Origin of the sequence: Rahnella sp. PD4, assembly GCF_049199325.1 — a bacterium.
Classification (GTDB): Bacteria; Pseudomonadota; Gammaproteobacteria; order Enterobacterales; family Enterobacteriaceae; genus Rahnella; species Rahnella perminowiae.
Window position 1 is genome coordinate 691,297 of the sequence record NZ_JBLZQF010000002.1, and the last position, 25,695, is coordinate 716,991.

22 protein-coding genes, 6 tRNA genes and 1 other RNA gene are annotated in these 25,695 nt (G+C 53.0%); 15 read left to right on the plus strand and 14 right to left on the minus strand.

The genetic code is table 11. The annotated features are described in order from the left end of the window. Positions 1-102 precede the first annotated feature (102 nt). Positions 103-1,365, plus strand: a complete 1,263-nt coding sequence (locus ACOZIO_RS07770; protein ID WP_129952218.1) for an ion channel protein — start codon at positions 103-105, stop codon at positions 1,363-1,365. On the opposite strand, the gene ACOZIO_RS07775 is transcribed toward ACOZIO_RS07770, so the two are convergent. Then, a complete protein-coding gene (locus tag ACOZIO_RS07775) occupies positions 1,362-2,060 on the minus strand; it encodes an aspartate/glutamate racemase family protein (RefSeq protein ID WP_129952217.1) in 699 nt (232 codons plus the stop codon). The two genes, ACOZIO_RS07770 and ACOZIO_RS07775, sit on opposite strands and share 4 nt — an antisense overlap. 102 nt (positions 2,061-2,162) lie before the next feature. Continuing rightward, positions 2,163-2,636 carry a multidrug/biocide efflux PACE transporter gene (locus ACOZIO_RS07780; protein WP_129952216.1) on the minus strand — a complete coding sequence of 158 codons (474 nt, stop codon included), beginning with the start codon at positions 2,634-2,636 and terminating at the stop codon, positions 2,163-2,165. A 144-nt stretch (positions 2,637-2,780) separates the two neighbouring features. On the opposite strand from ACOZIO_RS07780, the gene ACOZIO_RS07785 reads away from it, so the two are divergent. Continuing rightward, positions 2,781-3,668, plus strand: a complete 888-nt coding sequence (locus ACOZIO_RS07785; RefSeq protein ID WP_129952215.1) for a LysR family transcriptional regulator — start codon at positions 2,781-2,783, stop codon at positions 3,666-3,668. On the opposite strand, the gene ACOZIO_RS07790 is transcribed toward ACOZIO_RS07785, so the two are convergent. Beyond that, positions 3,657-5,315 carry an alpha-keto acid decarboxylase family protein gene (locus tag ACOZIO_RS07790; protein ID WP_129952214.1) on the minus strand — a complete coding sequence of 553 codons (1,659 nt, stop codon included), beginning with the start codon at positions 5,313-5,315 and terminating at the stop codon, positions 3,657-3,659. The two genes, ACOZIO_RS07785 and ACOZIO_RS07790, sit on opposite strands and share 12 nt — an antisense overlap. Before the next feature lie 327 nt (positions 5,316-5,642). Between ACOZIO_RS07790 and mgrA the strand changes: the two genes are divergently transcribed. Both mgrA and ACOZIO_RS07800 read left to right on the plus strand, forming a co-directional pair. Beyond that, positions 5,643-6,632 (plus strand): L-glyceraldehyde 3-phosphate reductase, encoded by a 990-nt coding sequence (gene mgrA / locus ACOZIO_RS07795; RefSeq protein ID WP_129952213.1) that lies wholly within the window; start codon positions 5,643-5,645, stop codon positions 6,630-6,632. A 159-nt stretch (positions 6,633-6,791) separates the two neighbouring features. Continuing rightward, positions 6,792-7,226, plus strand: a complete 435-nt coding sequence (locus ACOZIO_RS07800) for a DUF2502 domain-containing protein (RefSeq protein ID WP_037038488.1) — start codon at positions 6,792-6,794, stop codon at positions 7,224-7,226. A gap of 74 nt (positions 7,227-7,300) precedes the next feature. On the opposite strand, the gene ACOZIO_RS07805 is transcribed toward ACOZIO_RS07800, so the two are convergent. Further along, a complete protein-coding gene (locus ACOZIO_RS07805) occupies positions 7,301-8,530 on the minus strand; it encodes an Nramp family divalent metal transporter (RefSeq protein WP_129952212.1) in 1,230 nt (409 codons plus the stop codon). Positions 8,531-8,946: 416 nt separating this feature from the next. Here ACOZIO_RS07805 and ACOZIO_RS07810 point away from each other — a divergent pair, with 416 nt between their 5' ends. Beyond that, positions 8,947-10,134, plus strand: coding sequence for a NupC/NupG family nucleoside CNT transporter (locus tag ACOZIO_RS07810; RefSeq protein WP_013574449.1), 1,188 nt, complete (start codon positions 8,947-8,949; stop codon positions 10,132-10,134). A gap of 134 nt (positions 10,135-10,268) precedes the next feature. On the opposite strand, the gene ACOZIO_RS07815 is transcribed toward ACOZIO_RS07810, so the two are convergent. Both ACOZIO_RS07815 and ACOZIO_RS07820 read right to left on the minus strand, forming a co-directional pair. Beyond that, positions 10,269-10,344, minus strand: a tRNA-Ala gene (locus ACOZIO_RS07815). A 71-nt stretch (positions 10,345-10,415) separates the two neighbouring features. Beyond that, positions 10,416-10,491 (minus strand) — tRNA-Ala (locus ACOZIO_RS07820). Between the two features lie 353 nt (positions 10,492-10,844). Between ACOZIO_RS07820 and ACOZIO_RS07825 the strand changes: the two genes are divergently transcribed. Continuing rightward, positions 10,845-11,636, plus strand: a complete 792-nt coding sequence (locus ACOZIO_RS07825) for a formate/nitrite transporter family protein (protein WP_013574448.1) — start codon at positions 10,845-10,847, stop codon at positions 11,634-11,636. Positions 11,637-11,737: 101 nt separating this feature from the next. Here the strand turns inward: ACOZIO_RS07825 and gltX are convergent, their stop codons facing one another. Beyond that, positions 11,738-13,156, minus strand: coding sequence for a glutamate--tRNA ligase (gene gltX, locus ACOZIO_RS07830; protein ID WP_129991708.1), 1,419 nt, complete (start codon positions 13,154-13,156; stop codon positions 11,738-11,740). Positions 13,157-13,420: 264 nt separating this feature from the next. Here gltX and ACOZIO_RS07835 point away from each other — a divergent pair. The 5 genes from ACOZIO_RS07835 (at position 13,421) to ACOZIO_RS07855 (ending at position 13,990) form a co-directional block, all read left to right on the plus strand. Continuing rightward, a tRNA-Val gene (locus ACOZIO_RS07835) sits at positions 13,421-13,496 on the plus strand. A gap of 46 nt (positions 13,497-13,542) precedes the next feature. Beyond that, positions 13,543-13,618: transfer RNA gene (locus tag ACOZIO_RS07840), tRNA-Val, on the plus strand. Positions 13,619-13,661: 43 nt separating this feature from the next. Further along, positions 13,662-13,737: transfer RNA gene (locus ACOZIO_RS07845), tRNA-Val, on the plus strand. Positions 13,738-13,744: 7 nt separating this feature from the next. After that, positions 13,745-13,820 (plus strand) — tRNA-Lys (locus tag ACOZIO_RS07850). 44 nt (positions 13,821-13,864) lie between these two features. Further along, positions 13,865-13,990, plus strand: a non-coding RNA gene (locus ACOZIO_RS07855) — RtT sRNA. A gap of 110 nt (positions 13,991-14,100) precedes the next feature. Here ACOZIO_RS07855 and eutC read toward each other — a convergent pair. From eutC to eat, 3 genes are read right to left on the minus strand one after another with little or no spacing between them, the layout of a single operon-like run. Further along, a complete protein-coding gene (gene eutC / locus ACOZIO_RS07860; RefSeq protein WP_217158568.1) occupies positions 14,101-14,910 on the minus strand; it encodes an ethanolamine ammonia-lyase subunit EutC in 810 nt (269 codons plus the stop codon). A gap of 11 nt (positions 14,911-14,921) precedes the next feature. Next, entirely contained in the window at positions 14,922-16,304 is a 1,383-nt protein-coding gene (locus ACOZIO_RS07865) for an ethanolamine ammonia-lyase subunit EutB (protein WP_217138986.1), read from the minus strand. Positions 16,305-16,325: 21 nt separating this feature from the next. After that, complete coding sequence (gene eat / locus ACOZIO_RS07870) at positions 16,326-17,735, minus strand: ethanolamine permease (protein ID WP_129952208.1); 1,410 nt, start codon at positions 17,733-17,735, stop codon at positions 16,326-16,328. A 276-nt stretch (positions 17,736-18,011) separates the two neighbouring features. Between eat and ACOZIO_RS07875 the strand changes: the two genes are divergently transcribed. Next, the gene (locus tag ACOZIO_RS07875) at positions 18,012-18,563 is read left to right on the plus strand and encodes a nucleotidyltransferase family protein (RefSeq protein WP_421595161.1); all 552 of its coding nucleotides are present in this window, start codon (positions 18,012-18,014) and stop codon (positions 18,561-18,563) included. Between the two features lie 123 nt (positions 18,564-18,686). Further along, positions 18,687-19,028 (plus strand): FlxA-like family protein, encoded by a 342-nt coding sequence (locus tag ACOZIO_RS07880; protein WP_217220023.1) that lies wholly within the window; start codon positions 18,687-18,689, stop codon positions 19,026-19,028. 33 nt (positions 19,029-19,061) lie between these two features. On the opposite strand, the gene ACOZIO_RS07885 is transcribed toward ACOZIO_RS07880, so the two are convergent. Next, the gene (locus ACOZIO_RS07885; RefSeq protein WP_421595162.1) at positions 19,062-19,988 is read right to left on the minus strand and encodes a LysR substrate-binding domain-containing protein; all 927 of its coding nucleotides are present in this window, start codon (positions 19,986-19,988) and stop codon (positions 19,062-19,064) included. A gap of 98 nt (positions 19,989-20,086) precedes the next feature. On the opposite strand from ACOZIO_RS07885, the gene ACOZIO_RS07890 reads away from it, so the two are divergent. Then, positions 20,087-21,076, plus strand: a complete 990-nt coding sequence (locus tag ACOZIO_RS07890) for a bile acid:sodium symporter family protein (RefSeq protein ID WP_421595163.1) — start codon at positions 20,087-20,089, stop codon at positions 21,074-21,076. 79 nt (positions 21,077-21,155) lie between these two features. Here ACOZIO_RS07890 and ACOZIO_RS07895 read toward each other — a convergent pair whose 3' ends face one another. The 3 genes from ACOZIO_RS07895 to zipA form a co-directional block, all read right to left on the minus strand. Beyond that, complete coding sequence (locus ACOZIO_RS07895; protein ID WP_129952203.1) at positions 21,156-21,398, minus strand: DUF3820 family protein; 243 nt, start codon at positions 21,396-21,398, stop codon at positions 21,156-21,158. Between the two features lie 3 nt (positions 21,399-21,401). Then, positions 21,402-23,423 (minus strand): NAD-dependent DNA ligase LigA, encoded by a 2,022-nt coding sequence (gene ligA, locus ACOZIO_RS07900; protein ID WP_421595164.1) that lies wholly within the window; start codon positions 23,421-23,423, stop codon positions 21,402-21,404. 71 nt (positions 23,424-23,494) lie between these two features. Further along, positions 23,495-24,493 carry a cell division protein ZipA gene (gene zipA, locus ACOZIO_RS07905; RefSeq protein WP_217138984.1) on the minus strand — a complete coding sequence of 333 codons (999 nt, stop codon included), beginning with the start codon at positions 24,491-24,493 and terminating at the stop codon, positions 23,495-23,497. 223 nt (positions 24,494-24,716) lie between these two features. Between zipA and cysZ the strand changes: the two genes are divergently transcribed. Further along, positions 24,717-25,502, plus strand: coding sequence for a sulfate transporter CysZ (cysZ, locus tag ACOZIO_RS07910; protein ID WP_129952200.1), 786 nt, complete (start codon positions 24,717-24,719; stop codon positions 25,500-25,502). The last annotated feature ends 193 nt before the right edge of the window (positions 25,503-25,695 follow it).

Genomic DNA, 25,695 nt, shown 5'->3' on the forward strand with positions numbered 1-25,695 from the left:
CAGCATGCTACACAAAATTATGTCGACAGCCCGCAAACTGACTTTGCCGGGATTCATCTAAGCTATCAGAGCAAACGAAATTATAAATAAGGAAATACGTGCATGTTCCATCCCCGCGCCAGAGTCATGTTAGCTTTTGCCCTGCCCGCGATCATTATTGGTGTGATGTCCAGCCTGGTGCTGGTGTTCGTCATGATGATTTCTGGCGCGCTGCAGAATCTGCTGTGGGAGAACATTCCCGCCGTGCTCAATATCAATACTCAATCCGCCAGCTGGACGCTGTTTATGCTGACACTGACCGGCATTGGCGTCGGTGCCATCATAAAGTATATGCCAGGCCACGCCGGGCCGGATCCTGCTACGGAGTCGCTGATTGGGGCACCGGTGGCGATCAATGCTTTGCCGGGTCTTGCGCTGGCGCTGATGGTCGGACTGGCAGGCGGCGTCAGTCTGGGGCCGGAACATCCGATCACGGTGATTAATATTGCGCTGGTGGCGGCATTAGGCTCGCGCTTATTGCCCCGGGTACCGACGACTGACTGGGTGATCCTGGCGGCAGCCGGGACTGTCGGCGCGTTATTTGGCACGCCAGTGGCGGCCGCGCTGATTTTTTCGCAAACCCTCGGCGGTAACAAAGATGTGCAGTTATGGGATCGCCTTTTTGCGCCATTACTCGCAGCAGGTGCAGGTGCCATCACCACCGAACAATTTTTCCAGCCCGATTTTTCGCTCAGTATTCCGTCGTATGACGCCGCCAGCCTGATGGATATTTTCAGCGGGTCAGTGGTGGTGCTGATTGCTATCGCACTGGGGATGATTGCTGTCTGGCTGTTCCCGCATGTGCACCGGATGTTTAACAGTATTCATAATCCGATATTGCGGCTGGGTATTGGCGGGTTTGTGCTGGGGTTACTGGCACTGATTGGCGGAGAAATTACCCTGTTTAAAGGGCTGGATGAAATGAAAGAGCTGGCGCATTCCAATGCGCTGTTTGAGATGGGGCCATTGCTGGCGATCACCCTGACCAAACTGGCGGCGTTGGTGGTGGCGGCGGCCTGCGGTTTTCGTGGCGGACGTATTTTCCCGGCGGTGTTTGTCGGGGTATCGCTTGGCCTGATGCTGCATCAGTACGCGCCAGATGTGCCAGCGGCGGTGACTGTTTCATGCGCCGTGATGGGTATGGTACTGGTGGTGACACGCGACGGCTGGCTTAGCCTGTTTATGGCTGCCGCCGTGGTTCCGGGGCTGAAGCTGCTGCCGTTGTTGTGTATCGTGATGCTGCCAGCCTGGTTAATGCTGGCCGGGAAGCCGCTGATGCAGGTGGCAAAACAGCGGCTTGTACGTCAGGCCCCGGAAGAAGATTAATCCTGCTTTAATGCAAACTCCGCTGCCGCCAGCGCATGAATGGCAGTGGTGTCAAAAACAGGTACGCTCGCGTCTTCCTCGCCCACCAGCAGGGTAATTTCGGTGCATCCGAGAATAATACCTTCCACGCCCTGCTGTTCTAATTTGCCAATAATCCGCCGATATTCTTCGCGGGAATCATCCCTGATAACGCCCAGGCACAGCTCTTCATAAATGATGCGATGGACAATCGCACGGTCAGCTTCATCCGGCGTCACCACGTCAATCTGATGTTTGTCCTGCAAACGCCCGCGGTAGAAATCCTGTTCCATGGTAAAGCGCGTACCCAGCAGGCCGATTTTACGCAGCCCCTGCCCTGCGATTTTTTCTGCCGTCGCATCGGCGATATGCAGCAGCGGCAGGCCGCCGATACGTTCGATATCATCCGCCACTTTATGCATGGTGTTAGTACATACGACAATAAATTGCGCACCTGCGCGCGCCAGTGAATGCGCGGCATTACCGAGAATTTCGCCTGCCTGCTGCCAGTCACCGGCCATTTGCAGCTTTTCGATATCGTAAAAATCGACGCTGTAAAGGAACAGTTTGGCCGAATGTAATCCGCCCAGTTGCTGCTTTACCTGTTCGTTAATCATGCGGTAATACGGTACGGTGGATTCCCAGCTCATGCCACCAATCAGCCCTAATGTTTTCATCTGCACACCCTGTATTTTTCCCCGATGGCAAAACCATAACCGACAAAAAGCCCGCCGGCAAAGAAAATGCCGGCGGGCTTTTTGTACCTTCAGTAACGCGGATCAACGTCTGGCTGGGCAATCTTCTGCGGCCAGACGGCGGTTCACCCAGCGCTGGCGCAACGTGTCGTAAACCCAGTTGTAGACCACGGTATACGGCAGGAAGAACAGAAAGAATCCCACTTCCAGCATCAAGGCATCCAGCAGCCCGATCCCCAGCCACAGCGCGGCAACCGGCAGACCAATCATGATAAATCCACCTTCGAAGCCCAGCGCGTGCGCCACGCGGATTTTAAATGTCCGCACCACCCGGGAAACCGGCCAGAATTTGTCGAACAGACTGTTATAGACAACGTTCCAGACCATCGCTGTCGTCGACAACATGATCGCCAGTGCGCCCATTTCCCAGACAGGTTTGTTCAGCGCCCAGGCTGCGGCGGGGGCTGAAATCAACACAGCCAGAATTTCGAAACCTACCGCATGAAAAATGCGTTCGCCGAACGTTTTCTGCGAGATATTCCGTGTTTGCTTAGCCATAAAAACCTGCCTGATTTCTGATCGTTGTTAGGTGAACTGCTACGTGACGGCTGTCACAGGCGGCCATTATCATCAGTAAATAAGATAGATAAAAGATAGGAAGTATCGATAAAATAGATGGATTAAAACCAGAAGGAGCACAGGATGCGCTATTCACCGGAAGCCCTGATGGCTTTTGTCGAAGCGGCCGATACCGGATCATTCTCAGCAGCGGCACGTAAGCTGCGCAAGAGTCAGTCTACCGTCAGTACAGCCATCGCCAATCTGGAAGTGGATCTGGGCCTAACGCTGTTTGACCGCCAGAGCCGCCAGCCGGTGCTGACACCGGCCGGTCAACGCGTACTTAGTCACGTTCAGGCTATTCTGGCGGCCAGCGAGCGGCTTGATGAACTGGCGATACGTTTGTCGGCACAGGTCGAAACCCGCCTGACATTCGTGTTGTCGGACACTTATCAGCCGACCCACCACGAGGCGCTGCTGCGTCGGTTTGAGCGCCGTTACCCCGATATCGAATTTGAATGTCAGATCGCCGAAGATCAGGATGTGATTGACCTGTTACAGTCCGGCCGCGCCCATATTGGTATGGTGGAAGTGCAGGATCATTATCCGCCGGACATCGGCGTGGCACGTTTACCGGAACAAACGGACATGTCGGTGTTTTGCAGCCGTGAGCATCCGCTGGCAAACACCACCGGTCTGCAGCCGGAACAGTTGCATACCTTCCGCCAGCTTTGCCTGCAACCTTATAGCCGCCGTGAAATGCCGCAAACACAGGGGCAAATCTGGTCAGCGCCAAGCTATCTGATGTTGCTGGAAATGGCAGAACAGGGGTTTGGCTGGGCGATACTGCCGCACTGGCTGGTGCAACAGTTTGGCCATGACAAGCTTGTCAGCCTGCCGTTACGCGGCTGGCCGAAGCAAATTTCCGTGGATGCGGTCTGGAGTAAAAACAATCAGCCCGGTCCGGCGGGCTGGTGGTTCATCGACCAGCTGACTAACCCGCCGTCACCGGACACTGATCTATTGCCCTGAGTTACGCTTCGCCAGTGATTTAGTCACTGAATTAAGCAAGTCAGGAATATCCATCTTCGGCAAAATGACTTCTATCCAGGCCATCTGCCGCCGTGCGGTGGCCTTCTCTATCGCTTCTTTCAGCGCCTGCGGCGAATCCGCCCGCGCGCTGAACACTTCTGTCCCTCCGAAGGCCGCCGGGAACTGTGTCCAGTTCCACTGTGCAATATCGTTATAGCGCTGGGTTTCACCATGGATCGCCCGTTCAACGGTGTAACCGTCATTATTAATCACAAAAATAACCGGTGGCAGACCGTAACGGATCGCGGCACCTAATCCCTGCAGGGTAAGCTGTGCAGATCCGTCGCCAATCAGCAGCACAACACGGCGCTCAGGTACGGCGATCTGTACACCAAACGCAGCGGGCAGCGTGAAACCGATAGATCCCCATAAAGGCTGGACGACAAACTGACACTCTTCCGGCAAATTCAGCGCTGCCGCACCAAAACAGGCCGTGCCCTGCTCAGCGACCAGCACATCTCCCGGTTGCAGGAAATCCTGAATCTGTTGCCAGAAGGCATATTGCCCGAGGCTGTTATCGTGCGACAACGGCAATCTATTATGTTTAACGGGATAGGGTGTCCGGGTGCCAGCCAGCTCAGCGGTAAGCCGGTGCAGCACACTGACCGTTTTTTCGAGCGGTAGCTGGTGGAAAATCTGGTCACCTACCCGGGCATAAAAGGGCTGAAGGTCAATACATTTTCCGGACGGAAGCTGCTGGGTAAAACCGGCGGTAATGGTGTCAGTGAATTTCACCCCGACTGTGATCACCACATCGGCCCCTTCAATCGCGTCTTTCGTTGATGGTGCGCTGGCGGCCCCGGAATAAGTACCGGCAAAATGCGCCTGTTGCTCGTTAAATAAACCTTTGCCCATCAGCAATGTTGAATGCGCCAGCGGCACGTCTTCCATCCACTGTTCCAGCGCAGCTTTAACCCCGAAACGGTCTGCCAGAAAATCTGCCAATAGTGAAACCCGTTTTGCGCCCCGCAACTGCGTTTCAGCAGCAGCAACAAAAGCATCCAGAGAAGAAGGTGAGAAAGGCGGCTGACGCACAGGTAACGCCTGCGCCCGGGTACTGACCGGCAATGCGGCCACGTCGCTGGGCAGCAACAGATACCCCGGCCGCGAGTTGTACATGACCTCTTCAATGACACGGTCGATTTCAGCCAGGGCATTTTCCGGTGTGAGGGACGCCTGCGCCACGCTGACCGGCGCGGACATCCGTGCGAAATGGGTGAATACACCATCTCCCAGCGTGTGATGCAGCAACTCCCCCTTACGCTGAGACGTCAGCGCTGGTGCGCCCACAATATGCACGACAGGCACATATTCCGCATAACTGCCGGCAATGCCATTCAGCGCACTCAGTTCACCGACACCAAATGTGGTCAGCAACGCCGCCAGCCCCTTAATACGCGCATAACCATCTGCGCCATAGGCAGCATTTAATTCATTGGTACAGCCGACCCAGGTGATTTGCTGATGATTGATCACGCTGTCGAGGAATTTCAGATTGTAGTCGCCCGGTACGCCAAACAACTCGGAGATCCCGCTTAATGATAAGCGGTCCAAGAGATAGTCACCTACGGTATATTCATTATCCATGACGATCCTCTGTTAAAAATAAAGTAAACAGTTAATCCCACTAATTTAAGTATTACCCCAAACCGGGGAAGAGGATATTAATTATCCGAAATAAGGCATGGCAACGCAGAGTTACACCCCTGCACTGCGTTAAGGCAGGAAAGCGGATTCAGCAGTAAAGGTAATATGCAGGAAGAATAGTCACGGTAATCAATCTCTCTGCGCGTAAGGATTGTTCCGGATGTGATCTGATTAGCTGGAAATGCTTGTGAAAGCGCATACACTAAAATGGTTTTTTTATGAAGTTATTACCTTCTGTTCACTCCTGAATTGATTATAAGGACTCACATGGTGTATCAAGCCAGTCCAACCCGTTACGAGAATATGGAATACCGTCGCTGCGGCCGGAGCGGTCTGAAATTACCTGCCGTTTCTCTTGGCCTGTGGCATAACTTCGGCGATAACGCGCATTTTGAAAATGGCCGCAAACTCATCCGCCATGCTTTTGACCATGGGATTACCCATTTCGATCTGGCTAATAACTACGGCCCGCCTCCGGGTTCTGCGGAACAACATTTCGGCCGCATCCTGCAGGAAGATTTATTACCCTACCGCGATGAGCTGATTATCTCCTCCAAAGCCGGTTACACCATGTGGGACGGCCCGTATGGAGACTGGGGCTCAAAAAAATATCTGGTCGCCAGCCTGAATCAGAGCCTGAAACGCATGGGTCTGGAGTATGTGGATATTTTCTATCATCACCGTCCTGATCCTGATACGCCGCTGGAAGAAACGATGGCGGCGCTGGATTTAATCGTACGTCAGGGCAAAGCGCTTTACGTCGGCTTGTCGAACTATCCGGCAGAACGCGCGAAAAAAGCGTTTGAGATTTTGCAGCAACTTGGCACGCCATGCCTGATCCATCAGCCGAAATATTCGATGTTCGAACGCTGGGTGGAGGCGGATTTGCTGGATACGCTGGCGGATAACGGCGTGGGTTCCATCGCCTTCTCGCCACTGGCGGGCGGCGTGCTGACGGACCGTTACCTGGCAGGTATTCCTGAAGATTCCCGTGCGGCCAGTGACAGCAAGTTCCTGACTGCGGATCAACTGACAGAAGAGAAACTGGCGAAAGTGCGTAAGCTGAATGAGATTGCCCAGGCACGTGGTCAGAAGCTGTCGCAGATGGCGCTGGCCTGGGTTCTGCGGGGCGACCGCGTGACGTCTGTCCTGATTGGCGCCAGTAAAACCAGCCAGATCGACGACGCCGTGGGCATGGTCTCACATCGCCATTTCAGCGCAGAAGAACTGGCGGCTATTGAAGGGATTTTAGTGTAAACGGTTACTCTTCAGTATAAAAAACGCGCCTTTATGGAGGCTTCGTAAGCAAACCGTTAAGGCGCGTAAATCATTCAAAACAGGATTGTAAGCAATAGAACCGGTGTCCGCTTCCCCTTATAACTGTCAGCATAAATTATAAGGAATCTGGGGCCACACATGTTAAAACCGGTACTTTTTGCGACTTTGTTCTTTGCCCTGCTCCCTGCGGCGGTACCCACCGTACAGGCCAGCAGTTTCAGCCTGAATACGCCGGGCCTTTCTATCAATATCGGTGACCGCGACAGGCGGGGTTATTACTGGGACGGCTATGACTGGCGTAACCCAAGCTGGTGGAACGGCTATCGGGGCCACCACTATGGTGCACGCAGCCCGCGCGGCTATTACTGGGATGGTTATCGCTGGCGCGATCATGGCTGGTGGAACGAACGCCATCCGCCACGTCGTCCGATGCCACCGCCGCGTTATTATTACAGCGACCACGGGCGTGCGCATTATGATCACGGCCGCGGGCCGGATCGGGGTCGGGGACATGACCGGGGGCACGGCCATGATGATCACCGGGGCGGCGGGCATGGCGACCACCGCCATTAATCAACTGAATAAAACAAACAAAAACGGGACAGCGCAAACTGTCCCGTTTTTGTTTGCCTGTCGCTGCGCAGGCGTTATTTCGACATACCGATCAGCAGATAGAGGTTAAGGCTGACGACGATCAGCACGATGACCCGGCCCGCCCACTGGACGGTTTTCGTATTCACCATATCACCCATCAGGCTGCGGTTACCGGTAAAAGCCAGCAACGGCAGCAATGCCAGCGCAATCCCGAAGCTCAGCAAGACCTGGCTCATCACCAGAATGCGTGTGGCATCTAATCCCATCAGGATCACAATAAAAGACGGCATCATGGTCACCGTACGGCGAACCCACAGCGGAATGTAGAATTTCACGAACCCCTGCATCACCACCTGCCCGGCCAGCGTACCGACCACTGTTGAAGATAAACCGGCAGCCACCAGACTCAGACCAAAGGTAGTCGCAGCAGCGTGACCCAGCAACGGTTGCAGCGTCAGATAGGCTTCATCCAGCTCGCTGATCCCACTGTGTCCGCTGAAATGAAATGCCGCTGCGGCTGTCGCCATCATCGCCAGATTCACGAAACCGGCAATAGTCATGGCAATGCCGACATCCAGCTTGGTGGCTGAATAACGCTGCGCTTTAGAGGCTTTACCGCCCCGCTGAGTCAGCGAGGAGTGCAGATAGATGACATGCGGCATGATGGTCGCACCGAGTACACCGGCAGCCAGATAGACTGAATCGGCGGTTGGCAGTGCAGGGATCAACATGCCTTTGCCCAGCGCCACCATGCTCGGTTGCGAAAAGAATAACTCAACGATATACGCCGCCGCGACAAAAAGCAGCAAACCGGCGATCACCAGTTCCAGCGGCTTTTGCCCGCGTTTTTGCAGCCCGAGGATAATAAAGGTCGCAATCCCGGTGAGCACCGCGCCTTGTAACAGCGATACCCCGAGAAGCAGTTTAAAGCCAATGGCGGCACCAATAAATTCGGCAAGATCGGTAGCCATCGCGATAATTTCCGCCTGCACCCAGTAAGCCCAGACAGCCGGACGCGGGAAACGATCGCGGATATGTTCGGCCAGGTTTTTGCCGGTGGCGATACCGAGTTTGGCAGACAACAACTGGATCAACATCGCCATGATGTTGGCCCATACCACCACCCACAGCAACTGATAACCGTAAGAGGCTCCGGCCTGAATATTAGTCGCAAAGTTGCCCGGATCGATATAACCGATGGCGGCAATAAAAGCCGGCCCCATCAGTGAAAGCTTCATCTTTCTGGACGCGCGGCCTGTGGATTCGGCCCGGCTGTTCAGCATAGTTAGTTAACCCTTACAATTATTACGCTTACATCAATCATATCTAATTGATAATGATTATCAAGTGCATTTAGAATGATCTGAGTGATTGCTCTGATAGGCAGCAGCTGTAAGCGGGAAGGTAATAACTGAGAGGTGATTCGCTCACCCGATTTCAGAAAGCCAGACGCATCGTACTTTCCTAAAACAGACATTAACGGGCCAGATTCAGAATGCATTACGGCACATGATAAAACTAGCACAGGAATGCTAATTGTGCTTAGTTTTATTAACATCTTGATTTTTTGTGTGATGAGCCGTGATTTGTTGCAATTCGTGTCTGTAATTTCTATATTTGCAATCGACTTCACGTTTTAAATGTACGCGTTACATAAAATGTCCGTCGAAATATAGCCTGCCTCTAATTTGGAGCACCCATGTCCCGAATATTGCACTTTGTATTAGCGTTGGCCGTTGTCGCTGCACTCGCTTTACTGGTGAGCCGTGACCGGAAAAATATCCGTTTACGTTTCATTGTTCAGCTGCTGGTCATCGAAGTCTTATTAGCCTACTTCTTCCTGAATTCTTCTGTTGGTTTAGGTTTTGTGAAAGGCTTCTCAGACTTGTTTGAGAAATTATTAGGATTCGCTGCGGAAGGGACCGGCTTCGTATTTGGAGGCATGAGCGATAAAGGATTAGCGTTCTTCTTCTTGAAAGTTTTGTGTCCGATCGTGTTCATTTCTGCACTCATCGGTATTTTACAACACATTCGTGTACTGCCTTTCGTCATCCGTATTATCGGTACGGTTCTGTCGAAAATTAATGGCATGGGAAAACTGGAATCTTTCAACGCCATCAGTTCCCTGATTTTGGGTCAGTCAGAAAACTTTATCGCGTATAAAGATATTCTGAGCAAAATGTCTGAAAAACGTATGTACACCATGGCAGCCACAGCTATGTCGACGGTTTCTATGTCGATTGTGGGTGCGTATATGACCATGCTCGAACCGCGCTTTGTTGTTGCTGCGCTGGTGCTCAACATGTTCAGTACTTTCATCGTACTGTCGTTGATCAACCCTTATAAAGTTGATTCAGAAGAAGACCTGCAAATCGGTAATACGCATCAGGGCCAGAGCTTCTTTGAAATGCTGGGTGAATATATCCTGGCGGGTTTCAAAGTGGCTATCATCGTTGCAGCCATGCTGATTGGTTTCATCGCACTGATCTCCTGCCTGAATGCATTGTTTGACGTGGTATTCGGTATCACCTTCCAGGGCGTGCTGGGTTATGTCTTCTATCCGTTCGCATGGATGATGGGTGTGCCAAGCCACGAAGCCTTGCAAGTCGGCAGCATCATGGCAACCAAACTGGTTTCCAATGAATTCGTTGCGATGTTGGATCTGCAGAAAGTCGCGACTGAGCTGTCACCTCGCGGCGTGGGCATCCTGTCCGTGTTCCTGGTGTCATTCGCGAACTTTTCCTCGATCGGTATCGTTGCAGGTGCTATTAAAGGTCTGAACGAACATCAGGGCAACGTGGTTTCACGCTTCGGTCTGAAACTGCTGTACGGCTCAACGCTGGTCAGCGTGTTGTCTGCTTCTATCGCAGGTCTGGTACTGGCGTAGTAAGCCAATACAGAACGACAAGAAACCCGCTTCGGCGGGTTTTTTTTATGTCTGCAATTCAGGCAGGAAAACCGGAAGGAAAATCACAAACCCCGGAAAGCAAAAAACCTGCCGAAGCAGGTTTCTTTAATATTTGGTGGAGATAAGCGGGATCGAACCGCTGACCTCTTGCATGCCATGCAAGCGCTCTCCCAGCTGAGCTATACCCCCACACGAGGTTGTATCTGTTTACTTTTTGTTTCCCTGGGAAGGAAACAGCCAACTTGCTCTGGAAAGGAAGTTGGTGGAGATAAGCGGGATCGAACCGCTGACCTCTTGCATGCCATGCAAGCGCTCTCCCAGCTGAGCTATACCCCCAATTCATGCCCGTAAAAACGGGTGAACGGGGCGCATAATATGAAACGTCGCTACCCCTGTCAACGGCTAAATCCGTTTCTGAATTCAAGCGCTGAAAAAGCCGTCAAATCCCTCATCCCTCCGGCAAAAAACACCTTTCTTCAGGGAAATTTTCAGACAGACACTTTGTTTTACAAAACACCCGCCAGCCCGCACGATTCCTAGCTTTCTGATCTGCTTACGCATTTCCTTAACATCTATGTCCGAATAATTAATAGAATGTTAGCAGACTATGAAAATCGTCTTGTTTTGAGATAAATCTCAGAATAGACTGCTCGCGCAATAATCATAACTTAAACCATTCGAGCACTCCCATGTCCTTGTATTCACCTAAAGAAATCGCTTCCATCGCCGTCACAGCGGGCGTTAATAAAAGCCGCGCCACCGTGTTGAATTTGTTAATTTTGGGCTTCCTGGCTGGCGCCTTTATCGCCACCGGTTTCCTGTTGGATCTGCATGTAATAGGGACATTACCTGCTTCCTGGGGTTCATTCAGTAACTTGCTGGGCGCTGCTGTGTTTCCGGTAGGCATCATTCTGACTGTATTAGCAGGGGGAGAACTGCTGACCGGTAATATGATGACCTTACCTATCGCCTGGTTCGCGCGTCAGATCAGCCTTTACGCTGTTTTGCGCAACTGGTTCTGGGTGACTGTCGCTAACCTGCTGGGCAGTCTGGCCGTGGCCTATTTCTTCGGTCACGTTCTGGGGCTGACGGAAGGGGCTTTCCTGAGCAAAACCGTGGCAACCGCCACTGCGAAGGTCAATGCAGACTTCATGCACGCGTTCATTTCTGGTATCGGCTGTAACTGGCTGGTGTGTCTGGCAATCTGGCTGGCCTTCGCCAGTAAAGAAGTGGGCGGCAAAGTGATCGGTATGTGGTTCCCGGTTATGGCGTTCGTGGCCATCGGCTTCCAGCACGTGGTGGCAAATATGTTCATCGTGCCTGCAGCAATCTTTGCCGGTGCTCTGAGCTGGTCAGAATATCTGCCTAACTTCGTGGCCGTCTTCCTCGGTAACGCTGTAGGGGGTGCAGGCTTCGTTGGTCTGATGTATTTCCTGGCCTACCGTCCGACCGTTGAAACACCGGCGACTGAACAACGTTAATTAAGCCGTTTTCACGCTTACGTTTTACGGAAATACAAAAGCCAGCCGGTTTCCCGTGCTGGCTTTTTTACGACTGTTTTTAACAAGCTACTGAGCGGTCATTACTGCGCTTGTGTTTCACGCTCAGCAATGAAGGCTAATGCCATATCGATACGCGCCAGCACACGGCGCTGACCGATAGCATGAACGGTGACGTCAACACCCGGTGACTGACCTGCGCCGGTTACCGCAACGCGCAGTGGCATCCCTACTTTACCCATCCCCACTTCCAGCTCATCCGCTGTGCCCTGAATCGCGTGGTGAATGTTCTCAGCAGTCCAGTCAGTGATTGCAGCCAGTTTGGCGCGCACCACTTCCAGCGGCTGGCGCGCAACCGGACGTAAATGTTTCTTCGCCGCATCCGCATCAAACTCTGCAAAATCTTCATAGAAGTAACGGCAGGACACGGCCATTTCTTTCAGGGTCTTGCAGCGCTCACCCAGCAGGGTGACGATTTCGAACAGTTGCGGGCCGTTACGGGTTTCGATACCTGCCTGCTCCACATGCCACAACAGATGGGTCGCCACATAATGCGGATCCATCGTATTAATATAGTGGTGGTTCAGCCATTGCAGTTTTTCAGTGTTGAACGCACTGGCTGATTTGCTGACGTTTTCCAGTGAAAACAGGGCCTTCATTTCATCACGGCTGAAAATTTCCTGATCGCCATGAGACCAGCCCAGACGCACCAGATAGTTCAGCAGGGCTTCGGGCAGATAACCGTCATCACGGTATTGCATCACGCCTACCGCGCCGTGGCGTTTAGACAGTTTTTTACCGTCATCGCCCAGAATCATTGAAACGTGCGCATAAACCGGTACCGGTGCGCCCAGCGCTTTCAGGATGTTGATCTGGCGCGGAGTATTGTTGATGTGATCTTCACCACGGATAACATGGCTAATTTCCATATCCCAGTCATCAACGACAACGCAGAAGTTATAGGTCGGGGAACCATCGGTACGGCGGATGATCAGATCATCAAGCTCGTCATTGCTAAATTCGATCGGACCGCGGATCTGGTCGTCAAAAATAACCGAACCTTCCTGCGGGTTACGAAAACGCACGACACACGGCTCATCGGCCGCGTGATGTTCATGGCTGTCGCGACAATGGCCGTCATAACGAGGCTTCTCGTTATTCGCCATTTGTTCCTCACGCAACGCTTCCAGACGTTCTTTAGAACAATAGCATTTATAAGCCGTGCCGTTTTCCAGCATCTCATCAATCACCGCGTTATAACGGTCAAAACGTTTGGTCTGGAAATACGGGCCTTCATCCCAGTCCAGATTCAGCCAGTTCATGCCATCCATAATCGCGTCAATAGCAGCCTGGGTGGAGCGTTCGAGATCGGTGTCTTCGATACGCAGCACAAATTCACCGCCAAGGTTGCGGGCAAAGAGCCAGGAATAGAGCGCGGTACGGGCGCCACCGACGTGCAGATAGCCGGTCGGGCTTGGGGCAAAACGGGTTTTGATTTTCATCCGGGTGCAACCTTAATCACGCAACGCCAAAAAAACGTCGCTATCAATTAACAAAAAGTGGCAGACATTCTACCACTCTGCCCTGATTCCTCAACGCACAACCAGAGGCAGTCGCGTGGTTTAAGGCCATGAATGCGTAAAGAATCGACTACGGGGGCGAGAAACCCGTCAGGTTGACTAAAAATAAGCCGAACGAACATTTTTGTTTTTAAAAAGCATTGACGTAATTTCAAGTATCCCTATAATGCGACTCCATCACGACGGGGGCGATTAGCTCAGTTGGTAGAGCATCTCCTTTACACGGAGGGGGTCGGCGGTTCGAGCCCGTCATCGCCCACCACTCTTTAAGAGTGCCGCGTTGTGATAAGTAGGAAGAATTGAGAAATGGGCGATTAGCTCAGTTGGTAGAGCATCTCCTTTACACGGAGGGGGTCGGCGGTTCGAGCCCGTCATCGCCCACCATTTCTCAGCACATTTCTTCTTACCGAGGGAAGTACCCAGAAGTGGGCGATTAGCTCAGTTGGTAGAGCATCTCCTTTACACGGAGGGGGTCGGCGGTTCGAGCCCGTCATCGCCCACCACTTCTGCGGGCCGTTAGCTCAGTTGGTAGAGCAGTTGACTTTTAATCAATTGGTCGCTGGTTCGAATCCAGCACGGCCCACCAATTCAGAGAAAAGCGCCTTCAGGCGCTTTTTTCGCATCTGTACTCCGGAACTTTAACCGTGATGGAGGCGAACCAGCTGCTGGTTCGAGCCGAGCGCAGCGAGACGACAACGCGACAGCGTTGCCCGAAGGGTAAGGCCGGAGGCCGAATCAATCCAGCACGGCCCACCAATTCAGAGAAAAGCGCCTTTAGGCGCTTTTTTCGCATCTGTACTCCGGAACTTTAACCGTGATGGAGGCGAACCAGCTGCTGGTTCGAGCCTCTCTCCCCCTCTTTCCCCCTATTTTAATTTAAACATCGGCACGACTTTGTTGTGCAGCGCCGGGTTATCGCTTTCATCTTTCAAATTCACGCCCGACAGCTGGCGATGGAAGGACTGCTCAAGCAGCCAGGCGAGTTTAAAAGCGGCCTGAGGATAATTGAGCCCTTCCGGCCGCACATTGGAAATACAATTTCTTTCCGATTCCAGCCTTTTGGTATGCGGCCCCCAGGTCATGTAAATACCTAAACTGTCGGGAGAGGATAATCCCGGGCGTTCTCCTATCAAAATCGCCACAGCCTTCGCTTTCATCACCTGCGCAATATCATCGCCCAGTGCCACCCGCGACTGATGCGCAAGTACCACCGGCCCGATTTTCAGCTCCAGCGTACGCAGATACGGCAATAACGCCGCAATCAAGGGTACGGCCTGGCGGTGCACGGCTTTCGATGACAGACCATCAGCAATGACCAGTATCACGTCTGCCGGCTCCGGTGCCAGCTGCTGCAATGCCTGACGGCTGGTTTCTGACAATTTGCGCCCGAGATCAGGACGACAAAGATAGGTCGCCCTGTCCGGAGCCGCGCTGGCAACGGTCAGTGTTTCCAGCCCCAGCGCATAAAGTTCGGGTTCAAGCTTCTGGCTGTCAAAGGGCTGATGTACGGCATCACGCGCCTGCGCATGCGCTAAACCAAACCGTAGCAGCTCTTCTGTGGGCAAACTCGACCCTGCCCGTCCCAGCGCGATACGTGCGGCCGTAAACTGACGCAGCGTTTCCCAGGGGTTATTATGTACCACGGACGATAAGCCCTGCCCTTTTTGATTGTTCATCAACGCCAACCTCAGCTCAGTTGCGGTAACTGACGCAGTAACGGATGGGACGCACGGGTATCCTGTAAGGCGCCCTGCGGATCAATAATTTTCATTTTCTCCAGCCACACGGCAAATTCCGGCGCATGTTTCAGCCCGAGTAATTCGCGGATATATAACGCATCATGGAAAGAAGTGCTCTGATAATTGAGCATGATGTCATCCGCGCCCGGTACGCCAATCAGGAATGTCAGTCCGGCGGTGCCAAGCAGCGTCAGTAAAGTATCCATATCATCCTGATCGGCTTCGGCATGGTTGGTGTAACAGACATCGCAACCCAGCGGTACGCCCAGCAGTTTGCCGCAGAAATGGTCTTCCAGTCCTGCACGGATGATTTGCTTGCCGTCATACAGATATTCCGGCCCGATAAACCCCACCACGGTATTGATCAGCAGCGGTGAAAAATGCCGTGCAATCGCGTATGCCCGCGCTTCACAGGTTTGCTGATCTATCCCGAAGTGTGCATTAGCGGATAAACAACTCCCCTGCCCGGTTTCGAAATACATCACATTGTCGCCGAGCGTCCCACGCCTGAGGCTGAGTGCCGCCTGTTGCGCTTCCGCCAGCAATGCCAGATTGATACCAAACCCGCTGTTCGCCGCTTCAGTGCCTGCAATTGACTGAAACACCAGATCCACCGGCGCGCCGCGCTCCACCAGTTTGATGGTGTTGGTAACATGGGTCAGAACACAGGACTGCGTAGGGATGTCAAAGCGCGTGATGATGTCATCAAGCATGTAATTGAGATTTTCCAGCAACGGTAAACTGTCGCTGGCGGGATTGATGCCGATTACCGCATCGCCGGAACCATAGAGCAAGCCGTCAAGCATACTGGCGGCAATGCCCTGTAAGTTATCGGTCGGATGATTCGGTTGCAGGCGCACGCTCATGTGACCAGGCAATCCGATAGTGTTGCGAAATTGAGTGATCACTCTGCATTTTTTAGCCACCAGGATCAGATCCTGATTACGCATCAGCTTGCTGACAGCCGCCGCCATTTCCGGCGTAATCCCGCGGGCAACCGCAGCCAGCACCGTACTGTCCGTTTTCTCACTGAGCAGCCAGTCGCGGAAATCTCCGACGGTGAGATGCGAGATCGCGGCAAACGCCGCGACATCATGAGTATCGACAATCAGCCGCGTGACCTCATCATCCTCATACGGCACCAGTAATTGTTGCAGAAAGGTTTTGAGCGGCACATCGGCCAGTGCCATTTTCGCCGCCATCCGCTCTTCGGCGCTGGCGGCAGCCACTTCAGCCAGATAATCACCTGACCGTGCGGGCGACGCCTTTGCCATCAGTTCGCGTAAATCCTTAAACTGATAGCGTCGGTGACTTAATGTCGTCTGAAACATAACACTCCTTAGCGCACCGGATTATTTGCTGCTTTTAGCGGGCACCGGGCGCAGGCCACGTAATTGCGGATCTTCTGCAGCATCCGTTCGCGCCTGATGGGTGATGCGGAACCAGGCATACGCCAGCAACATCATGGCGGCGAAAATCAGAAACAGTAAGGTGTTGTAGTAAATCATAGCGATCAGACAGACAACAGCCAGTACCAGCGCCAGCGCCGGTGCAAAAGGATAGAGCGGCGCACGGAACGGGCGGATTAAATTCGGTTCGCTGCGACGCAGCTTAAACAGCGCGGCCATAGAAATGATGTACATCACAATGGCACCAAATACCGACATCGTCACGATATTGGCCGTCAGCGGCTGGCCGCCGATGACGATCAGTGAATCTGAGAAAATGGCCGCAATGCCCACAACGCCCCCGGCGATGATACCGAGATGCGGTGTCTGGAAACGGGCATTGACGCTGGCCAGTCGTTTAGGCAAATAACCCGCCCGGGCCAGCGCAAAGATCTGCCGGGAATATCCCATGATAATGCCATGGAAAGAGGCTATCAGGCCAAACAGCCCCAGCCAGACCAGCATATGTAGCCAGCCGCTGTTGCTGCCGACAATCAGTTTCATGGCCTGTGGTAAGGGGTCGTTAATGTTCGACAGCTTGGTCCAGTCGCCCACACCACCGGCAAACAACATCACGCCGAGCGCCAGAACGGTCAGGGTCAGAATACCGCCGATAAAGGCTTTCGGAATGGTACGCTGCGGATCTTTTGCCTCCTCTGCGGCCATTGATGCACCTTCTATGGCCAGGAAAAACCAGATGGCAAAAGGTATGGCTGCAAAGATGCCGGAAAACGCCGCCGGGCTGAAAGTGTCGCTGCCCGCCCATCCGCCGTGAACAAAGTTCGACATTTCAAAACCGGGTGCCACCACGCCCATAAAGACCAGCAATTCGAAAATCGCCAGTAACGTGACCAGCAGTTCAAAGGTGGCGGCAATACTGACACCAAGAATATTGAGCACCATAAACACCAGATACGCGCCTACAGCCACCCATTTCGGCTCAATGGCCGGAAACTGCACATTGAGATACGCGCCGATCGCCATCGCGATAGCGGGCGGTGCAAAGACAAATTCCACCAGCGTGGCAAAACCCGCCACAAATCCACCGGTGGGCCCGAACGCACGGTAAGCGTAAGCGAAAGGCCCGCCGGCGTGCGGAATCGATGTGGTGAGTTCAGTAAAACTGAAAATAAAGGCACAATACATGGCCGCTATCACCAGTGCGGTGATAAGAAAGCCCAGCGTGCCTGCCTGCGCCCAGCCATAACTCCAGCCAAAATATTCGCCGGAGATTACCAGTCCGACAGCGATGCCCCAGAGTTTAAAGCTCCCCAGTGTACGTTTTAAAACGGGTGCGACTTTCGTGGTTTGCATAAATGATCCCCTGCCCGGTGGTAAATCAATTCTGTAAGAAGAGAAAATGTGACAGCCTTGCCCATTTCTGGTGTTACAAAGGTTGATGTTGCAAAGGCTGTACCACTTAAGAAGCCCTGAGCAAATGCGGTCCGGAGCCGTATTCCGGGGAGATTTGCCACATTTTAGCGCGCTGCAGTCAACCGCATCTCCGAAATGGTGCGTTGAAAAAGTGTCACCAAATGGCGCTACACTTTGGCTTCTCAGAACGAAGATGTGCAAAAAGGAGAACATCGCATGGCGACCCTGGAACAGAGAATCGTTACCTGGCTCAGAGAGGAACCACTTCACTTGCAGGCGCTGACGCAGGCACATGCACTGGGTCTTAACGACGGGTGGCTGGCGGCGGGATTTGTCCGGAATCTGGTCTGGGACCGGCTGCACGGCTATATACAGGCCACACCGCTTAATGATATCGACCTGGTATATTTCAATCCTCAGGATTGTTCGGCACAGACTGACAAACGCTATGAACAACATCTGAAATCGAATTCGCCCGATCTCCCCTGGTCAGTGAAAAATCAGGCCCGCATGCATGAGCGCCACGGTCACACGCCTTATGCCTCCAGCGCTGAGGCAATGAGCTACTGGGTGGAAGTGGAAACCGCTATCGGCGCAAGAATGAATACTGACGGGCAAATCGAGCTGAATGCACCGCTGGGACTGGAGGCTTTGTTTGCTTTCAGTATTACGCCAAACCCGCGCCATGCGATCCCCGCCGTTTTTGCCGAACGGGTCCGCAGCAAAGGCTGGCTGAGCCGGTGGCCGAAGCTCAGCGTGAAAGCGTGAATCGAATAAAAACCACAAATACTGTAAGGAATATGAAAAGCCGGTAAAGCCTCTCTGATTACTGCCGATATCTGTTACGCACGCTTACGTGCAAAATTTGATTCTTACTAAGTGAGGCTTTTTATGACAACTATCAGCGCGACTGGCAGTCCGGTGGGCTCCGCGTCCACCAGTGACTCAGGCAGTGCCAGCCAGATTGCAAAACTGACTAAGCAGATTACCAAACTGACTGAACAGCTCAAAAGTCTGGGCGGTTCAGGCGAAGATGCTGACACAGTTAAGCAAAAGCAAGAACTCCTGCAGCAGCAAATCGAACTGCTGCAACAGCAAATCGCTCAGATTCAACAACAGCAGGCTCAGAAAGCGCTTCAGCAACAGCAGCAACAACAAGCCGCCGCCGAAATGAAGAAAGACGAAGGCGTGAATAAGCCCTCAGAAACCAATGCTGTCGATATTTACGTGTAACCGCAGTTAAAGCCTGAAACAGCCGGCAAGGTATCAGAGTCCGTACATTCCCTGCTGGCTGCGTTTTTCCCGCAATAAGTTCGCCTGCTCTTTCACCACCTGCCAGATAGCCTGCGCAGCGGGTGATAACGACCGGTTTTTACGTTTGACCAACATCAGTACCCGGTTAATTTCCGGCACCAGATTTTTCACCACCAGACGACTCCCTTGCGGCATGGGTAAAGCCAGCGCCGGGATCACACTGATGCCAATCCCGGCTTCAACCATCGGGAATAAAGTGGCCGGATGGCCGATTTCCTGGGCGATCATGGTATCCACTTTCTGCGCTTTCAGTGCGCCGTCAATCAGGATCCGGCTTCCTGATGCGTAATCCTGCAGCACCAGTTTTTGGCCGTTCAGCGCCTGCCATTCAATTTCCGCCAGCGCCGCCAGCGGGTGATCCTCGCGACACATCAGTAAAAACGGCTCGTGCAAAATAGGCTCGCAGTCGAGGTCGGTGCTTTCACCCGGATCAATCACAATGCCGAAATCCACTTCCGCATTTCTGACGCTGTGAAGCACCAGTTGCTGCGCCTGGTCACGCAGCAGGATACTGATCTCAGGATACTGTCGCTCGCCGCTGGAGATACATTGTGGCATCAGTTGCGCCGAAATCGTCTGGCTTGAAGCAATGCGCACCCGGCCATTGTGCTGTGTGCCAAAGCTGCGGGTATCAAGCAGCATGGCGTGGAGTTCGTCGAGCAACGGCTCGACACGATTCGCCAGGCGCAGACCGGCGTCGGTGAGCACGACTTCGCGCGTTGTACGGTCCAGCAAGCGTACCCCCATTTCAGCTTCCAGTTCTTTCATACTGTGGCTGACAGCCGACTGGCTTAACCCTATCGCTTCCCCTGCCCGGCTAAAACTGCCATAGCGTGAAACCGCCACGAACACGCGAAGTTGTCTGAGTGAATAATTCATGAATTTTCTGCATTAATGGATTAAATAAATCAATTTTTTAATTATATCGGAAAAGCACAAAATAGCCGCATTCAGAGACAACCTTTCCGAGACCTGCTATGCGCTTCTTACCTGATCGCTTCACCCTGACACTTATCGCCACTGTTCTGCTGGCGACATTCTTCCCGGCCAGCGGCATATTTGTCGCTTTCTTCAATAACCTGACCATTTTCGCCATTGGTCTGTTGTTTTTCATGCATGGCGCAAAACTCTCACGCGAAGCTATTTTTCAGGGCAGCAATAACTGGCGTTTACATTTATGGGTGATGTTCAGCACTTTCATTTTATTCCCGATCCTCGGGCTGCTTTTTCAGTGGTGGCATCCGGTGGATGTCAGCCCGCAAATTTACAGCGGCTTTGTGTATCTGTGTATTTTGCCTGCCACCGTGCAGTCGGCGATTGCGTTTACCTCACTGGCGGGCGGCAACGTGGCGGCAGCGGTGTGCAGTGCTTCCGCATCAAGCCTGCTGGGGATATTTGTTTCACCGTTGCTGGTCAGCCTGCTGATGCATGTACAGGGGGAAACGGGGAATGGTTTAGCACAGGTCTGGCATATTGTGCTGCAACTGCTGGTGCCGTTTGTCGCCGGACACTTGCTGCGTCCGCTGATTGGCGGCTTTGTCGAACGCCACCGTAAAATGATTGGCAAAACCGACCAGACATCGATTTTGCTGGTGGTGTATTCCGCTTTCAGTGAAGCCGTGACTCAGGGGATCTGGCATCAGGTCGGTGTCGGCTCACTGTTGTTTATCCTGTTGTTCAGTCTGGTACTGCTGGCCTTTATTCTGGTCATTAACACCTACATGGCGCGCTGGATGGGCTTCAGTAAACCCGATGAAATCACTATCGTATTCTGCGGCTCGAAGAAAAGTCTGGCGAACGGTATTCCGATGGCAAATATTCTGTTTCCGGTCAGTGCCATTGGCATGATGGTGCTGCCGCTGATGATTTTCCATCAGGTACAGCTGATGACCTGTGCGGTGCTGGCAAAACGTTATCAGAAAAAACAACAAGCAGTGTCACTGCAACAGGCACAGGCAACGGAATAGTCGTCGCTGAAGGACAGACAGAGAGCAAAAAGAAAAAAGGCGCTGACATCAGCGCCTTCTACATCGGGTAGACGGACCGTTACTCGTCGGTGCCACCCAGCCCCGGACCATGACGACGCAGCGGATTGATCAGGCTTTGCAATCCTTCACTTTTGATCGCCAGCGTCAGTTGCATCAGTTCACCCAGTTTCCCCTGAGGGAATTCGTCTTTACGGGCGAACCACAGTAAATATTCTTCCGGCAGGTCGATCAGCACGCGTCCGGCATACTTACCGAACGGCATGACCGTATTGGCTATCTGGATCAGATCTTCTTTTTCCATGCTTTACTCACCCAGCAGACGGATCATTTCCGCCTCGTCGATCACCTCAATACCCAGTTCCTGTGCTTTCGCCAGCTTGGATCCTGCCGCTTCACCGGCAATCACCAGATCAGTTTTCTTCGACACGCTGCCGGAGACTTTTGCCCCCAGCGCGGTCAGACGATCTTTGGCTTCATCGCGTGAAAGGATCGAAAGCGAACCGGTCAACACCACGGTTTTACCGGCAAACGGACTGTCAATTTCCTCCGGCACAATGACCTGCACTTCCGGCCAGTGAATATTGATTTCAGGGCTTAACAGCTCATCAATCACCTGCTGGTTATGTTCTTCCGACAGGAAATTGACCACATGTTTAGCCACCACATCGCCGACATCCTGCACGCTTTTCAGCGACTCAATATCTGCCGCTTTAAGCGCCTCAACCGAGCCGTAATGCGCGGCAAGGTTAGCGGCTGTGGCTTCGCCCACTTCACGAATGCCCAGCGCATACAGGAATCTGGCCAGCGTGGTTTCTTTGGCTTTTTCCAGCGCAGTAACCACGTTCTGTGCCGATTTAGGTCCCATGCGATCCAGACCGGTAAGTTTACCCGCCGTCAGCCGGAACAGATCCGCCGGCGTTTTGACATATTCTTTCTCGACCAGTTGATCGATGATTTTGTCGCCCATGCCATCAACATCCAGCGCCCGGCGGGAGACAAAATGTTTCAGCGCTTCTTTACGCTGTGCACCACAAATCAGACCCGCCGTACAACGCGCTACCGCTTCACCTTCGACACGTTCGACATCGGAGTGACAGACCGGACAATGCGTCGGGAAAACCACTTCACGGGCATCTTGCGGACGTTCATCCAGCACCACGCCCACGACCTGTGGGATAACGTCACCGGCACGGCGGACAATCACGGTATCGCCGATACGCAGGCCCAGACGTTCGATTTCATCAGCATTATGCAGCGTTGCGTTGCTGACCATCACACCCGCAACCAGCACGGGATCAAGACGTGCGACCGGCGTGATCGCACCGGTGCGCCCGACCTGGAACTCGACATCTTTCACCCGCGTAATCTGTTCCTGCGCCGGGAATTTAAACGCTGTCGCCCAACGCGGTGCCCGCGCCACAAAACCCAGTGCTTCCTGAATATCCAGCGAATCAATTTTCACGACCACGCCGTCAATATCAAACCCCAGCAATGGACGTTCCGCTTCAACCTGACGGTAAAACGCCAGCACTTCATCACTGCCGGTGCAAAGACGCACACGATCGCTGACCGGTAAACCCCAGGCCTTGAATTGTTGCAGGCGGGCAAGATGACTACGCGGCAGCTCCCCCCCTTCCAGCAGACCCACGCCGTAGCAGAAGAAAGTCAGCGGACGTCTGGCGGTGATACGCGGATCAAGCTGACGTAATGAACCTGCAGCAGCATTACGCGGGTTAGCAAATACTTTGCCCCCGGTACGGCGTGCTTCAGCGTTCATCGCCTCAAAGCCCGGCTGTGGCATAAATACTTCACCCCGCACCTCAAAACGTGCAGGAATATTGTCGCCATGCAGGCGCAGGGGGATGGCACGTATTGTGCGCACGTTGGCCGTAATATTCTCACCGGTCGTGCCATCGCCACGTGTGGCGGCCTGCACCAGTTCGCCATTTTCATACAACAGGCTCACTGCCAGCCCGTCAAGTTTCAGCTCGCAGCAGAAAGTCAGCGGTTCTGACGTCTTCAGACGATCCTGAACACGTTTATAAAATGCCAGATAGCTTTCTTCATCAAATACGTTGTCCAGCGACAACATCGGTATCTGATGCCTGACCTGTTCAAATGCGGAAAGCGGTGCCGCGCCCACGCGCTGCGTCGGTGAATCTGCGGTGACCAGTTCAGGATGCGCGGTTTCCAGCTCACGTAACTCGCGCATTAAGCGGTCATATTCGGCGTCAGGCACTTCCGGGGCATCCAGAACGTGATATTGATATTCGTGATGGCGTAACTGAGTGCGTAACTGATTGATCTGTTCTTCGATAGTGGCCATGACTCACCGTGGAGATAAAAAACCCCCGGCAAGCGGGGGTCAGGGGAATGGGTATTTCACGAAAGCCTGACTCAGGCGATCGCCTCGAGGACCTCGCGGATCCGCGCTTTGTACGTTTCGAGCTTCTGCGGCGTAATCATACGACGCTCATCGTCAAGCACCATCGCACCGACATCATCGGCAATACGTTGGGCAGACTGCAGCAGCAGTTTGAAGTTCTGATGCGCATCACCGTAGCAAGGCACCATCATAAACAACGTCACACCCGGCGTAGAGAAGTCAGACATATTGTCCGGGTCAAAAGAACCCGGTTTAACCATATTGGCCAGACTGAACAACACCGGACCGCTCCCGGCAGGGCTGACATGGCGATGGAAAATATTCATCGCACCAAACTGGAAACCGGCCTGAAGCACGCTGTTAAGCAACACTTCACCACCGATGACACCGCCCTGATGGGCAGCAACATGCAGTACCAGGACCGTTTCTTTCAGTTTCGCTTTCTCAGCCGGGGCTTCTTCTGCCGGGGCAAAAGGCGCAGCCTGAGGTTCTGCTTTCGCAGCAGGCGCCGCGTCAGCATGGATATCTTGCGGCGCAACCGGCGCATGCGTTCTGGCTTCAGGTGCGGAGTCCTGAGGTGCAAAATCAGCGACAGGTTCGCGACGCGGTGCAGTGGCGGATTCAGAGGCTGAATAACCACTCAGCAACGGATCATCCTGCGCAGCATATTGCTGTGGCTGAGCCGGTTGTTGAGGACGAGCAACAGGTGCTGGCGCTGGCTGCGCAGGAGAAACCTGCGGCTGACGTGGCGGTGCAGTCTGTTCAGGCTCATCATACTGACCAAAAGTCGGTTCATCCTGAGGATAAGCAGGACGCACGCGCACTTCCCCCACTCCATCGACAAAATCTTCGGACGGAGATTGTTCCCGTTCTTTTTTCACACGTTTAGCTGGACGATCGCGGAAAAGCGAAGAGCGTTCTTTACGGCTGGTCCACAAACCGTGTAACAACAACGCTATTATGGCGATCGCACCAACAACGATTAATATCAGACGCAAATCCTGCATCATTGCTATCTCTGTTGTTCTAATACATTGCCACCACGGCAAACATTCACATGATTAACTCTATTTGCCCACGTAGATAAGTGCAAGTCTCGACTCTACTTTCTGCTAATAAATAGGGCAGTTGCACCTTTTTTTGCTGTTTTTTCAGCCAATCCACCGCTAGCCAGTGGAAAATCATACCGATATGATAGCCCATGTCATTCAACTCAGAGAGAAAATTTCGTTTATGAGCTCATCGCAAAGCGCCAGACAAGAAAACGGCGTACATTATTTCACACAGGGCTGGACGCTCATTTCCTTACCCGGGATACGACGTTTTGTGATTTTACCCCTGGCTGTCAACGTGCTGCTGATGGGCGGTGCATTCTGGTGGCTGTTCACCCAACTGGGTGAATGGATCCCGGCAATGATGAGCAAGGTGCCGTCGTGGCTCAGCTGGCTGGATTATCTGATCTGGCCAGTGGCGGTGCTTTCCGTGGTACTGGTGTTCAGCTATTTCTTCAGCACCCTTGCCAACTGGATAGCCGCCCCCTTCAGCGGATTACTCGCCGAACAGCTCGAAGCGCGTCTTACCGGCAAACCGCTGCCTGATACGGGCATCTGGGACATCATGAAAGATCTCCCGCGCATCATGAAACGTGAGTGGCAGAAACTGGCGTATTACCTGCCACGCGCCCTGCTGCTGTTCGCGCTGTATTTCATTCCGGTGATAGGCCAGACTATCGCGCCCGTACTGTGGTTCTTTTTCAGCGCGTGGATGGTCGTGATTCAGTATTGCGATTATCCGTTCGATAATCACAAAGTCAGTTTTGCCGATATGCGTCGCTCACTTGGCAGCAATAAAATCGACAACATGCAATTTGGTTCTCTGGTCAGTCTGTTTACGATGATCCCGGTGCTGAATCTGGTGATCCTGCCGGTTGCTGTATGCGGCGCGACGGCCATGTGGTGTGACCGTTACCGCGATGTTTACGTCAAAAATAATATCGATGTGAATGCCACCCGAAAATAGTCCCTTTTTCTCACAGCCGCCTGCGGGCGGCTGCCTGCTATGCTTGACTTTTCTTCACCGAACTTATTTCTTAATAACGTATCGGTATAGCAAATACCAAAACCTTACTTCACTGGGAAAGCGGTTCGCGTATGCTTTCCTGATTCCCACTTATTTCATAGTGTTGAAAGCTTCACACCGTGAATATTTCATA

What these genes read in the sequence shown, in the direction of transcription:
- ACOZIO_RS07770 (WP_129952218.1), top strand. Translation starts at nt 103, where the DNA reads ATGTTCCATCCCCGCGCCAGAGTCATGTTAGCTTTTGCCCTGCCCGCG.
- ACOZIO_RS07775 (WP_129952217.1), bottom strand. Translation starts at nt 2,060, where the DNA reads ATGAAAACATTAGGGCTGATTGGTGGCATGAGCTGGGAATCCACCGTA.
- ACOZIO_RS07780 (WP_129952216.1), bottom strand. Translation starts at nt 2,636, where the DNA reads ATGGCTAAGCAAACACGGAATATCTCGCAGAAAACGTTCGGCGAACGC.
- ACOZIO_RS07785 (WP_129952215.1), top strand. Translation starts at nt 2,781, where the DNA reads ATGCGCTATTCACCGGAAGCCCTGATGGCTTTTGTCGAAGCGGCCGAT.
- ACOZIO_RS07790 (WP_129952214.1), bottom strand. Translation starts at nt 5,315, where the DNA reads ATGGATAATGAATATACCGTAGGTGACTATCTCTTGGACCGCTTATCA.
- mgrA (WP_129952213.1), top strand. Translation starts at nt 5,643, where the DNA reads ATGGTGTATCAAGCCAGTCCAACCCGTTACGAGAATATGGAATACCGT.
- ACOZIO_RS07800 (WP_037038488.1), top strand. Translation starts at nt 6,792, where the DNA reads ATGTTAAAACCGGTACTTTTTGCGACTTTGTTCTTTGCCCTGCTCCCT.
- ACOZIO_RS07805 (WP_129952212.1), bottom strand. Translation starts at nt 8,530, where the DNA reads ATGCTGAACAGCCGGGCCGAATCCACAGGCCGCGCGTCCAGAAAGATG.
- ACOZIO_RS07810 (WP_013574449.1), top strand. Translation starts at nt 8,947, where the DNA reads ATGTCCCGAATATTGCACTTTGTATTAGCGTTGGCCGTTGTCGCTGCA.
- ACOZIO_RS07825 (WP_013574448.1), top strand. Translation starts at nt 10,845, where the DNA reads ATGTCCTTGTATTCACCTAAAGAAATCGCTTCCATCGCCGTCACAGCG.
- gltX (WP_129991708.1), bottom strand. Translation starts at nt 13,156, where the DNA reads ATGAAAATCAAAACCCGTTTTGCCCCAAGCCCGACCGGCTATCTGCAC.
- eutC (WP_217158568.1), bottom strand. Translation starts at nt 14,910, where the DNA reads ATGAACAATCAAAAAGGGCAGGGCTTATCGTCCGTGGTACATAATAAC.
- ACOZIO_RS07865 (WP_217138986.1), bottom strand. Translation starts at nt 16,304, where the DNA reads ATGTTTCAGACGACATTAAGTCACCGACGCTATCAGTTTAAGGATTTA.
- eat (WP_129952208.1), bottom strand. Translation starts at nt 17,735, where the DNA reads ATGCAAACCACGAAAGTCGCACCCGTTTTAAAACGTACACTGGGGAGC.
- ACOZIO_RS07875 (WP_421595161.1), top strand. Translation starts at nt 18,012, where the DNA reads ATGGCGACCCTGGAACAGAGAATCGTTACCTGGCTCAGAGAGGAACCA.
- ACOZIO_RS07880 (WP_217220023.1), top strand. Translation starts at nt 18,687, where the DNA reads ATGACAACTATCAGCGCGACTGGCAGTCCGGTGGGCTCCGCGTCCACC.
- ACOZIO_RS07885 (WP_421595162.1), bottom strand. Translation starts at nt 19,988, where the DNA reads ATGAATTATTCACTCAGACAACTTCGCGTGTTCGTGGCGGTTTCACGC.
- ACOZIO_RS07890 (WP_421595163.1), top strand. Translation starts at nt 20,087, where the DNA reads ATGCGCTTCTTACCTGATCGCTTCACCCTGACACTTATCGCCACTGTT.
- ACOZIO_RS07895 (WP_129952203.1), bottom strand. Translation starts at nt 21,398, where the DNA reads ATGGAAAAAGAAGATCTGATCCAGATAGCCAATACGGTCATGCCGTTC.
- ligA (WP_421595164.1), bottom strand. Translation starts at nt 23,423, where the DNA reads ATGGCCACTATCGAAGAACAGATCAATCAGTTACGCACTCAGTTACGC.
- zipA (WP_217138984.1), bottom strand. Translation starts at nt 24,493, where the DNA reads ATGATGCAGGATTTGCGTCTGATATTAATCGTTGTTGGTGCGATCGCC.
- cysZ (WP_129952200.1), top strand. Translation starts at nt 24,717, where the DNA reads ATGAGCTCATCGCAAAGCGCCAGACAAGAAAACGGCGTACATTATTTC.